Raw genomic sequence first — 11,493 nt, forward strand, 5'->3', positions numbered from 1 at the left:
GGTGGGGTCTGGGTTGGTTGGGGGTCGGTCGGGTGTCTGGGTTGGTGTTTTGTGGGGTGTTGGTGGGTGGGGGTTGTTGTGGTGGGGTGGGGGCGGGGTTTATAAAGAACCGTCCACCCGGTTTATTTACGGATCAAGCCGTGCGGACGGGATCAAGCTGTGCGGGCCGGTTCGGGTTGTGCGGGCCGGTTCGGTTGTGCGGGCCGGTTCGGGTCCGGTTCGGGTTCGGGTCTGGGTCTGGGGTCCGGTCCGGGTCCGGTTCGGGTCTGGGGTCCGGTTCGGGTCTGGGGTCCGGTCTGGGCCGGTCCGGGGTCTGGGGTTCGGGGTTCGGTTCGGGGTTGGTTGGCTGGTCGGGTTCGGGTCCTGGTTCGGGCTGGGGCTGGTTGGGGTTGGCCGGTCGTGGTTGGCGGGTGCGGGTGCGGGTGCGGTTGCCCGGTTGGGTTGGGGTTGGGTTGGTGTGGGTGGAGGGGGTTGTGGTGGTGGGTCGGGTGCATGTGGATGTGGTGGTGGTGGGTGGGGGTCCGGTGGGGTTGTGTGTGGCGGCGGAGTTGGGGGGGTTGGGGGTGCGGGTGTTGGTGGTGGAGGAGCGGGGGTCGGTGTCGTTGAGGCCGAAGGCGTCGGTGTTGCATGCGCGGTCGGTGCAGTGTTTGGTGCGGCGGGGTTATGGGGGGGATGTGGTGCCTGTTGGGTGTGGGGTGCCGTCGGTCGGGGCGCTGTCGGGTGGGGGGTTGGTTGGGGGGCCGGGTGGTGTGGGGGGGGGGGGGTCGGTTGTGGGTGGAGCGGTTGTGGGTGGTGGGTTGTCGTCTGTGTTTCATTTTGGGGGTTTGGGGGGGTTGGTGATTTCGGCTCCGGTGGGGGAGCCGGTGCCGGTGGTTCGGTGTGTGCAGGCGGAGTTGGAGGCGGGTTTTGAGCGGCGGGTGCGGGGGGTGGGGGGTTGGGTGGTGCGGGGGGTGTCGGTGGTGGGGTTGGAGGAGGAGGGGGATTGTGTGCGGGTGGTGGGGCGGGGTTCGGGTGGGTTGGTGAGTTGGCGGGCTCGGTTTGTGGTGGGGGCGGATGGTGCGCGGGGTGTGGTGCGGGAGTTGGCGGGGTTCGGGTGTCGGTCGTGGCCGGCGACGGCGCGGGCGTTGATGGGGTGGGTGCGGCCGGGTGGGGTGGGGGGGTTGGGGGTGGGGTGGCATCGGACGGGGCGGGGGTGGGTGGTGGTGAAGGATGCGGGGGATGGTGGGGTGCATGTGCGGACGTTGAACTGTTCGGGTGCGGAGGGGGAGGGGGTGCGGGGGCGGCCGGTGACGCTTGCGGAGTTGGGGCGGGAGGTGTCGTGGATCGCGGGCCGGGATGTGGTGTTGGGGGAGGGGCGGTGGCTGAGCCGGTTCAGTGATTTCTCGCGGGTGGCGGGTTCGTTCCGCAGGGGGCGGGTTCTGCTGGCGGGGGATGCGGCGCATGTGCATTTCCCGATCGGGGGGCAGGGGTTGAGCACGGGGCTGCTGGATGCGGTGAATCTGGGGTGGAAGCTGGCGTTGTGTGTGCGGGGCGGGGCGGGGGAGGAGTTGCTGGACTCCTATGACCTGGAGCGCAGGCCTGCGGCGTTGCGGGTGGTGGAGAGCACGCGGGCGCAGTTGGCGTTGATGCGGCCGGGGGCGGAACTGGATCCGCTGCGTGATCTGTTCGGGTCCCTGATGCGCCGGGGCGGGGCGGGGGGGCTGGGGGAGATGGTCAGTGCGCAGGACACGGTGCTGCCGGTGGCGGAGGGGTCGTCGTCGGCGTGGGAGGGAAGGTTTCTGCGCAATGTTGTGCTGCGGACCGGGTGCGGGGTGAGGGATGTGATCGGTCTGCTGCGGGGCGGGGGGCCGGTGCTGTTGCTGGCGGGCGGGCGGGGCGGCCGGTTCGCGGGTTCTGTGGGTGCGTGGTCGTCGGTGGTGCGGGTGGTGCGGGTGGTGTCGGTGCCGGGTGTGGACTGTGATGCGCTGCTGGTGCGGCCGGACGGTTACATCGCCTGGGCGTCCGACGGCGGGAGGGGGCTGGACGTCGCGCTGAGGGCGCTGCTGGGTCCCGGCGGCACGGCGGTGGCGTGCGCGGGGCCGGTGTCCGCGGTGGCGCCGGCCGGCGCGCGGCGGTCTGCGGGCGGCGGGGCGCGGGGCTGAGGGCGCAGGCGGGGCCCGGGCTGTGCGGGGGGCTGAGGGCGCCGGCGCGGGCTGTGTGGTGGGCGCGGGCCCGGGCTGTGTGGTGGGCGCGAGTCCGGGAGCGGCCCCCGGTGATGCGGGCGGTGCCGGGGGTGCCGGGGGTGCGGGGGCTGGGCGGCGGGTGTGGGGGTGAGGCGCTGCGGGTCCGGCCGGCGGTCGGTGCCGCCCGGGCCCCGGGTGATGGTTTGGGGCGGCTTGGAGCGGCGGGGCGCGGCGCTGGGGGTGCCGGCGGGGCCCGGGCTGTGCGTCCGCGGGACGGCCGGTGCTGGCGCGTCCGCCGGACGGCCGGTGCCTGTGGGTGGCGCCGGCAGGCCTGCGGCGGTCTGCGGGCGGTGGGCGGCCGGGTGGTGGGGCTGGGGGTGTTCGTGGGGTCCGGATTGTGTGTCTGCCGCGGGTTGGGCACCGGTGGGTGTTGCCGGCCGGTGTGCCCGGGCCGGCAAGGGGGGCTGGGTGCGGCGCCTGGGGGGTGTGCGTGGGTCCGGAGCGTGCGGCGGGCGTACGGCCGCCGGTGGGTGGTGCCGGCCGGCCTGCGGCGGTCTGCCGTCTGCGGGCGGCCGGGCGGTGGGGGCGTCCCGGTGGGTCTCGGCCGGGCGCCCGTCTCGCGGCCTGCGTCTCGCGGCCTGCGGTGCTGCCGGCCGGTGCGCGGGGGTGCGGGGTGTGGGGGTGTGGGGGGGGGCTGGTGGTGCGGTGGCCGTGGGGCCGGGAGCTGCGGGCGGGCTGGACCGTTACCGCCCGGGTTGTGGGTGCAGGGGCCGGGCGCGGTGGTGAGGGTGTGTCGGTGCCGGAGGGGGCGGGGCCTGCGGCGCCGTGGCCGGCTTGTGGCGGACGGTGGGGCCGGGTGCGGCGCCGTGGGGGTGTGGGTGTGGGTGGGTTCCGGGCCGTGCGGCGGGGTGCCGGCCCGGGGCGGCTGGTGGCGCGGGCCGGTGCCGGTCAGTTGGTGGCGGGTTGGGGGGTGTCCTGGTGGTGTTGCTGGAGTTCGTTGAAGACTTTTTCGCCTCGGCCGTCGGCGAGGTCGACGGAGGCCAGGACGGAGGAGTGGACGACGGAGGGCAGCAGGTGGCGCAGGAGGTCGGAGATGCGGTGCTGGAGGTCCTGGTAGTCGCACAGGGCCTGGGACATGGCCTGGACGCCGGCGAAGGAGCCGACCATGACGTCGGCGGTGGTGTGGGGCTGGACGTGGGGCAGGAGTTCGCCTTGTTGCTGGGCGGCGGTGAGGGTTTCGCGGATGGACTCGCTCCAGCGGGCGAAGGGTCCGCTGCGGTCCAGGCCCTGGGCCTGCTGGTCCAGGGCCAGGCGCACCCCGGCGCGGACCATGGGGTCGGTCTGGAGGCGGTAGGCGTGGAGCATGCCCATGTCGACGAGTTCCTGGACCTTGCAGGCGCGGGGGATGGAGGTCTGGCCGTCCTGCTGGGACAGGACGCCCTGGGCGAGGTGTTCCTTGGAGGGGAAGTGGAAATACAGGGCGCCCTTGGTGACGTCGGCGGCGGTGAGGATCTCGCTGATGGTGGCGGCCTGGTAGCCGCGTTCCTCGAAGACGCCGGCTGCCGCCGAGAGGATCGACTGCCGGGTGCGGATCGCCCGGTCCTGCATGGCCATGGCGGCCTCCTTCGGTGCTGTTCTTGCTGGGCATATGCCCGGTCCGCCGACCCGGCAAAAGAAACCGTCCAGTTTGTATATTACAGGTTGTCGGGCGTGGGGCCTGCTGTCCTGGCCGATGACGGGGCACGCCGGCACGCCGGATGTCCGGGAGAGCTGTGTCGGTTCGCGGTGAAACCGGGACGGGCCGGGGCGAAACCGGGGCGGGGCGGGGCGAGAGCAGGCCGGTTCGATGCGCCTGGGGCCGGAGGGGCGCTGTCCGGGCCGGGGTGGGGCCCGCGGCGGCCGGGAGGCCGCTCACGCGGACCGTGCTCGGATCACCCGCCCGAAGGGCCCGCCGCCCGGTCCGGGCAGGGGGCGGGATCCTTAAGGCCGTTCGGTGCGGGGGCGGGTGATGCGGGGTGAGAAGCCGGGCGGCCGGTATGCCGGCCGCCCCGGGTCGCGCTCGCTGATCCGCCGGGACCCGCGTGCCGCCGTGGCCCGGGCCCGGGCCCGGACCCGGGCGGGTTCGCGGTGAGACCCGGGCCGGTTCGAGGCGGAGCGGGCCGCGTCGAGGTGGAGCCGGGCCGGATTGAGGTGGAGCCGGGCCGGATTGAGGTGGAGCCGGGCCGGATTGAGGTGGAGCCGGGCCGGATTGGGGTGGAGCCGGGCCGGATTGGGGTGCGGCAGGGCTGGATTGGGGTGCGGCAGGGCTGGATTGGGGTGCGGCGGGTCCGGGGCGGGTCGGTCGGGCTGGGTGGGGTCGGGGCTGTTTCGCGGTGGTGGGGAGGGGTGGGGTTGTGATTTTGGTGACCGGGGCGACGGGGACGGTGGGGCGGGTGGTGGTGGCCGGGCTGGGCCGGCTGTCGGGGGGTGTGGGGGTGCGGGTTCTGGTGCGTGATGCGGGGCGTGCGGTGGGGCTGCCGGCGGGTGTTGAGGTGGCGGTGGGGGATCTGGGGGACGAGGCGTCGCTGGGGCGGGCGCTGGCGGGGGTGCGGGCGGCGTTCCTGCTGACCTGCCGGGTCGGTGAGGGCGATGATGTGCGGTTCGTGCGGGCGGCGCGGGCGGCCGGGGTGCGGCGGGTGGTGAAGTTGTCGGCGGCGGCGGTGACGGATCCGCGGGCGCGGGATGTGGTGACGTGCTGGCAGCGCGGCGCGGAGGAGGCGGTGTGCGGGTCGGGTCTGCAGTGGACGCTGCTGCGGCCGCGGGCGTTCATGTCGAACACGCTGGGGTGGGCGCCGTCGGTGCGGCAGGAGCGGGTGGTGCGGGCGCTGTGCGGGACGTCGCGTAATGCGTGTGTGGATCCGCGGGATGTGGCGGAGGTGGCGGTGTGTGCTTTGACGGGGCAGGGGCATGCGGGCCGTTCCTACACGCTGACGGGGCCGCGGGCGCTGACGGCGGTGGAGCAGACGGCGGAGCTGGGGCGGCAGCTGGGGGTGGAGCTGGCTTTCGAGGAGCTCGGACCGGAGACGGCGCGTGCTCTGCTGGCCCGGCGTCATCCGCCGGCGGTGGTGCAGGCTCTGCTGGACAGTGCGGGCCGGCAGCGGGCGGGGGCCAAGCAGAGGGTGGAGCCCGCGGTGGGTGAGGTGCTGGGCCGGCCGGCCCGCTCCTATGGCGACTGGGTCCGCGACCATCTGGACGCCTTCCGCGCGTCCGGTCCGGCGCGGGGGACTTGGTGACACCCGGCAGGCGTGCAGGGGCCGGCGACGTGCCGGGCAGGTGCGGGCGGACGGGGTGGTCGTGCAGGCGTGCAGGGGGATCAGGCACGCATTGCGTGAGGATGCCTGTCAGGAGGGCGGGGGCCCGGATGCGTCCCGTCTCCATCCGGTTTCGGGGAACTGCTCGAGCAGGGCCGAGAACGACGTTGCCTGGTGGATGGCGGACGGCCAGTCCTGAGCGGCGACGTCGGGCAGGACCAGGGACGGGGGTTCCTGCCGGAAGTCGCAGGTGAGCATTTCGCGGCTTGCGTCCCCGCCGATGACGACGCTCCCGGGGAAGCGTTCCTGGAAGTCGCCGGCCTCATCGACTTCGATGAGTTCTGCAATGGCATTGATCATCAGGAAGGCGTCCGCAGCAGGAACGAACCGGGCCATGCTCCCGTCCGTGGCCAGGAAATGCCGGGAGTCCCCGGGAAAAACGGACTTTGAAGCGGCACTCGGCCTGCGCGATCTGGTCGTCGCCCGAACTCATGAGGCCGTTCTGTCGGGGCCGGTCATGCCGGGTGGCGGTGGCTGCCCTGAGCTGGGGTGAGCAGGACTCGCTTGTGCAGGAGGGGAAGTTCCGCTCGTACAGCCGCCGCACCGTCGGCTCGATCAGTGCTGGCCGATCCCCGACCGTTGTGCCGGCGAGGCTTCTTCCGTATGTGCTGTGCACCCGGTTGGACACCGCCGCGCACCCGGGGCAGGTCGCCTCGGCCTCCCGGGTTCTCGCCGCCAGGCGAATCGCTCCGCCCTCGAAGAACACGCGCTCCACCAGCAACTCGCTGAGGTGCGCAAACAAGTCACCGACGAGCTCATCACACCGCACCACGGTCCCGGATGACGCTGTGCCGCCGAGACGGAACCCCGTTGATCGCTCTCACGGAATGTGTGCCTGATCCCCGGAGAAGGTGACACGGCCAAGGGGGTCCTGGTGCCGCGCGTGGCGGATCGTCAGCCGTCCGGATTTCCTGCCGGCTCGGTCAGCAGGGGAGGGAACGCTGGGGCTGAAGGCAGTGTCTGCCCGGAGCCGGAGGTGAAAGTGACCGTCAGCCGGCAGTCCAGTGCCGAGGCGATGCGCTCCAGGAGGGCCAGTGTGGGCAGGTCCCGCCCTGATTCAATGCGCGAGATCGCGGCTTGCCCGGTCCCGGCGAGCTCGGCCAGGCGTGCTTGGGACATCCCGCGCTGCCGGCGCCAGAACCGGACCAGGCCTGCTGTGTCGTTCACTGCCCGTCCTTGCTGTAACGGGGCAGGCCGGCAGTGTCGATCTTCCAGTCGGCGATGGTGATGGTGTCCGAGAACGTGTAGTGCTGCCTGTTGTCGTACGTGGGCACGCCGCTTCGGTGCACAGGTGCCCAGTGATGGACTGCGCTCCCGTCACGGGGGTCGACGATGAGGTAGTGCGGCACTCCCATGGCCGGGTAGTCGCGCAACTTGCCCTCGTAGTCGTTGCTGGGATTGGACCGGGACACGATCTCGATCACCAGATGGCAGCGGCGGGGGTCGATCGCATCACTGTCGGCCACGGCCTCTTCCTCGTCGATCACGACGAGATCGGGTACACGCAGGATGCCGAGTCCGGCATCTTCCATGTCGGTTTCGAGCATGAGGAGCATGCCTGCACCCAACTGGGGCTCCAACTGGGTGCGCAGGCGGTGAGCAACCAGCTGATGCTGTTTCTTCGGGCTCATCATCATCAGCAGTTGGCCATGGCTGATCTCCGGCCAGGCCAGCGGTTCAGGCCTGTCGAAAGTCTCACGGAACTCACGGAGATGCCGGTAGACGCTCTGTTCCGTCATGCCCTCACCGTACATGACGAAATCGTCATGCAATGGTGAGTCTCGCAGCCGCCGGGAGTCTTTGTGCTGCCTCCCGGGAGGCGAGCGGGAGTACCGTGCCCGCGCCCCGGGCCGGCGCAGCTGTTGCGCCGTGTCCGGTTCAGACACGGCGACTTGGGGGCCTGTCGGGAGAGTTCACGAGCCCCGGGTCGCGGCTCCAGGGCGAGGAGCGACAGCGGCGGCTTCCAAAGGCTCCTGCGATGACCACGGCACGGTCCTCGCCGGGATCCTGCCGGGTTGCCGGGCTGTGGCCGGCGGTCAGGGCGGGTACGGCCCGCAGCGGCACCGGACTGGCCCGCTGTGCCTGCGACGCCGATGGCAGCCTCCTGGTCCGCACCGGTGCGCGCCGCCCTGCGGCAGTCCGTGCCTTCGCCGCGGGCATGGAGGGGCGCACCGGCGCCGGCACCACCGTCACAGCGACCCGGTACTGCACCTCGTCAGCGGGCGGGGTCCGGTGCGGTCGTCCGCTCCGCGTGGACGGACAGGGCGCGGGCGGGATTGCCGGCTGCCCGTGAAGGCGGCCGGCGGGGAGCCTGGGGGTTGTTCCGCAGGGGACTGCGCCCGACCCGCAGGGGACTGCGCCTGCCCGGTGGGGTGGTGCCGGTGCCGGTGCCAGGCGGGCCGTGCGGCGGCTGGGCGGCCGTGTGGGTGGTTGTGGCCTTCAGCTGCCGCGTCGTGCCATTTCGTCGGTGTCACCGTCCTGGGTGCCGTGCCGCCGGGGGGTGGTTTGCATGGTCTGTTCCGGTTCGGGGTGCAGGTGGCGTTCGCGCAGGTCCGCAATGGCGAGCAGCAGTGCGGTCGTGCTGAACCCGACGGCGGTGAGCAGTCCCAGCTGGATGGCGGTGACGGACTGTCCGTGGTTGGCCTGGTGGGCGAAGTACACCGCGCCGACCACGGCGATTCCGGCTGCCGAGCCGATGCGCTGGCCTGTTTGCAGGACGCCGCCGGCGGCGCCGGCGCGGTGCACGGGGACGCGGGTGAGGGTGAGTGTCGTGTTGGGGGAGACGGTGAGGCCGGAGCCGATTCCGGCGATGACCATCGGCAGGGCCGTGGCCCATCCCACGTTCTGCAGGGGTACCAGTTGCACCGCCACGATCACTCCGAGGAGTCCCGCGGCCACTGCGCCGAGGCCGGTGACGACCAGCATGCGTCCGTGGCGCATCACCAGGCGGCCCCCGATGGCGGCGCCGACGGCCGAGGCGGCGGCGAAGGGCAGTACCGAGATGCCGGCGGCCAGCGCGCTGTATCCGACGGTGTTCTGCAGGAACAGGGAGTAGACGAAGAAGACGGTGGTGAAGCCCGCGAAGTAGGTGAGGCTGATCAGGGAGCCGAACGTGAAGGACCGCAGGGAGAACAGGCCCGGATCGACCAGGGGGGCCTGCCCGTGGCGCTGCTGGCGGCGTTCCCATGCCCAGAACGCGGCCAGCAGCAGTGTGCCCACCGGCAGCAGTGCCCACTTCAGCCGGCCGGTCCACTGCTGTTCCTGGACCAGCGGCAGCATGAGCGCGAGGACCGCGGCGCCCAGGAGCAGCACGCCGAACAGGTCGAACTCCTCCTTCTTCTTGCCCGCCTGCGCCGGGAACCGGGGCAGCAGCCGCAGTCCCGCGGCGAACGCGGCTGCCCCGATGGGCAGGTTGACGAAGAACACCCAGCGCCAGCCGTCGCCGGTGCCGGCGGCGTTGATCAGCAGGCCGCCCGCCAGCGGGCCCAGCGCCGTGGAGATTCCGATGACGCTGCCGAGCAGGCCGAAGGCCTTGGCCCGTTCGGCGCCCTGGAACATCTGCTGGATCAGCCCCGAGGTCTGCGGGGCGACCATGCCCGCCGCCGCGCCCTGGACGAGCCGGAACAGCACCAGCCAGGAGGCGCTGGGAGCCAGGCCGCACGCGGCCGAGGCCAGTGTGAACGCGGCCAGGCCCAGCAGGAAGGCCTGCCGCCGTCCGCGGATGTCGCCGAGCCGGCCCGCCGGGACGAGCACCAGTCCGAAGGCCAGGGCGTATCCGGAGACCACCCAGGACTGGGCCGCCTCCGAGGCGGCCAGTCCGTGTTCCATCGAGGGCAGTGCCACGTTCACGATCGAGGTGTCGAGCAGTGAGATGAAGCCCGCCGTCAGACAGACCGCGAGCGCTTTCCACCGCCGGTCGTCAACAGCGGGCCGGGCCTGGACTGTGGTCATGAGGTCACGCTAAGCAGCAACCACAGGCAACGCGTGGAAGGAGCCCTTCCGCGCGCGTCGTGGCCGCCGGGCCCGCTCCCGCGCCTCGAGCATCGGCAAGGGCGGGCCGCACCGCCCCCGCGAACGCACCGCCCCCGCGCCGCCGCGAACGCGCACCGCCCCCGTGGCCGCGCCGCCCCCCGTCGTCGCGGCCGGGCCGCACGCTGTGGTGCGGGCCGGGTGGGACGAGGGATCGGGCGAGGCGGATGGCGTGACCGCCAGTGCCGCCGCCCTGCCCGCCCCGGTTCCGGCTCGACGTGCACGGGACCTTGTGCGGGACCTTGCGGCGGCGCAGTCCGCCGGCCGGTGGTGCGGGTCGTTTGCCGGGGTTGAGCCGCGACGGTCTGCTCTGCGGCCCCGCCCGCCCGGTCCCGGCGGGCCCTGCCCTGGTCACGGACCAGGGGCGTCTCGCGGTGGGGGAGAGCCCCCGGGCCGGCTTGTTTCCGGTCGCCGGGCGGGCCCGCGCGGGCCCGGCCCCGTTCAAACGCCTGATCCGGCCGCGAAAGGCCGGCAGGCCAAGACCCGGCAGCGCCCGTTCGGCAGGCCGGGACCCGGTAGGGGGCGGTACCGGCTGCTTCAGCGCCGCTGCCCCGACCACGGCCGGACGCTTTCATGGAGCATCGGCGGGCATGCGGGCATGCGGGCGCGCGGGCATGCGGGCACTCCCGGCCGCGGCCCGGTCGTCGGCGCCGGACTGCCGTGCTTGTCGCGGCGGCCCCTCGCTCGGGGTGCCCGGCCGGCCGCGGGTGCCGGGGGGTTCGGGGAGCCGGGCGCACCGGCCGGTCACACGCACCCTGCCGGTCATGCGTCGTACGGCCCGGTCACGCGCACCTTGCCGTCATGCGTCGTACGGCCGTCATGCGTACTGCTTGGTCAGGTGTGCGGGCCCGGTCGTGCGGGGCCGGGCGGTGTGTGAGGCGCGGGCGGGTGCGGGTGGGTGCTGTGCGGGCGCCCGGTCGTGCGGGGCCGCCGGTCGTGCGGGCCCGGGCGGTGCGGGTGGGTGCTGTGCGGGGCCGGTCGTGCGGGGCCGGTCGGGCGGGGTGGGTCAGGCGGGGTGGTGGTCGGTTGCGACGGTGGCGGTGAAGACGGGGGTGCCCATCTGGTGGGCGTGTACGAGGATCCGGCGTCCTGCGGGGTGGTGGGGCAGGGGGGTGGTCTCGAGGGTGCAGGGGGTGTCGAGTTCGGTGTAGCGCTCGAAGGCGGCGGCGAGGTGGCGGACGAAGGTGGCCTGGCCCAGGGTGGCGACGGCTGCCTGGCGGGCGGCTTCGAGGAGCACCATGCCGGGGACGTGGTCGACCTGGTGGTCGAAGAGCACGGGGTGGTGGGTGTCGGTGCGCAGCAGCCAGCGGCGGGGTTCGGCGGTGGGGGACAGGACGACGTCGGCGGGTGAGGTGCGGCCCACGTGCTGGGGGGCGAGGGGGGCGGTCAGGGCGGGCTGGCGTCCGGCCGCGGCCCGGCGGGCGCCGCGCAGCCGGGCGTAGACGGCGGGGGTGGTGCACGTACAGGTGCCGCGGGCGCTTCCCACGATCTGGCCGCCGCGCCGGAAGGCCGCCTCGAAGCCGATGGTCGCCGCGGCGCCCCGGCGCCAGGTGATGTCGTGGCAGGTCATGTCGATGTCGATGGTGGCCGGTGCGGTGCCGGTGCCCAGGTGTTCGGGGTGCACGTCGAGGGTGAGGGCGTGCATCAGGAAGGGGTGGTCGAGGGGGACGCCGAACTCGGTGTGGGCGAGCAGGATGGCCGCCTGGCGGAAGGTCTCGGCGGCGATGAGGGGGTCGTGGCGGCCCTGGACGGGGGTGAAGAAGCTGTGCCCGCGCGGCCACTGGGCGCTGACCTCGAAGCGGTTGGTGCCGGTGCGCGCCCAGTTGGTGAGCAGGACCTCGGCGACGCTGGCGCGGTGGACGAGTTCCTTGGGCACCGTGGTGGTCAGGGTGACAACGGCGCGATCTGGTACGTCCGCAACGGCGAGGTCAAGCGCATCGGCAACCTCTCCC

General features: G+C 73.2%; 8 protein-coding genes. 2 read left to right on the plus strand and 6 right to left on the minus strand.

Features of this window, described 5'->3' with window-relative positions; genetic code table 11:
- The first annotated feature begins 506 nt into the window (after positions 1–506).
- A complete protein-coding gene (locus ABZX90_RS43155; protein WP_355213650.1) occupies positions 507–2,141 on the plus strand; it encodes an FAD-dependent monooxygenase in 1,635 nt (544 codons plus the stop codon).
- Between the two features lie 969 nt (positions 2,142–3,110).
- On the opposite strand, the gene ABZX90_RS43160 is transcribed toward ABZX90_RS43155, so the two are convergent.
- Positions 3,111–3,776 carry a ScbR family autoregulator-binding transcription factor gene (locus ABZX90_RS43160; protein WP_355213646.1) on the minus strand — a complete coding sequence of 222 codons (666 nt, stop codon included), beginning with the start codon at positions 3,774–3,776 and terminating at the stop codon, positions 3,111–3,113.
- A gap of 779 nt (positions 3,777–4,555) precedes the next feature.
- Between ABZX90_RS43160 and ABZX90_RS43165 the strand changes: the two genes are divergently transcribed.
- A complete protein-coding gene (locus ABZX90_RS43165) occupies positions 4,556–5,434 on the plus strand; it encodes an NAD(P)H-binding protein (protein WP_351134893.1) in 879 nt (292 codons plus the stop codon).
- A 108-nt stretch (positions 5,435–5,542) separates the two neighbouring features.
- Here the strand turns inward: ABZX90_RS43165 and ABZX90_RS43170 are convergent, their stop codons facing one another.
- The 5 genes from ABZX90_RS43170 to ABZX90_RS43190 form a co-directional block, all read right to left on the minus strand.
- The gene (locus ABZX90_RS43170) at positions 5,543–5,848 is read right to left on the minus strand and encodes a hypothetical protein (protein WP_355213647.1); all 306 of its coding nucleotides are present in this window, start codon (positions 5,846–5,848) and stop codon (positions 5,543–5,545) included.
- 558 nt (positions 5,849–6,406) lie between these two features.
- Positions 6,407–6,679 carry a helix-turn-helix transcriptional regulator gene (locus ABZX90_RS43175; protein WP_351134894.1) on the minus strand — a complete coding sequence of 91 codons (273 nt, stop codon included), beginning with the start codon at positions 6,677–6,679 and terminating at the stop codon, positions 6,407–6,409.
- Positions 6,676–7,251, minus strand: a complete 576-nt coding sequence (locus ABZX90_RS43180; protein WP_351134896.1) for a Uma2 family endonuclease — start codon at positions 7,249–7,251, stop codon at positions 6,676–6,678. The genes ABZX90_RS43175 and ABZX90_RS43180 overlap by 4 nt, the downstream gene beginning before the upstream one ends.
- A 700-nt stretch (positions 7,252–7,951) precedes the next feature.
- On the minus strand, positions 7,952–9,463 hold the full coding sequence (locus ABZX90_RS43185) for an MFS transporter (protein WP_355213648.1): 1,512 nt from the start codon (positions 9,461–9,463) through the stop codon (positions 7,952–7,954).
- Positions 9,464–10,547: 1,084 nt separating this feature from the next.
- Positions 10,548–11,417 carry a ScbA/BarX family gamma-butyrolactone biosynthesis protein gene (locus ABZX90_RS43190; RefSeq protein WP_355213649.1) on the minus strand — a complete coding sequence of 290 codons (870 nt, stop codon included), beginning with the start codon at positions 11,415–11,417 and terminating at the stop codon, positions 10,548–10,550.
- Between the last annotated feature and the right edge of the window lie 76 nt (positions 11,418–11,493).

This window comes from Streptomyces sp. NPDC002935 (assembly GCF_040611295.1).
Lineage (GTDB): Bacteria > Actinomycetota > Actinomycetes > Streptomycetales > Streptomycetaceae > Streptomyces.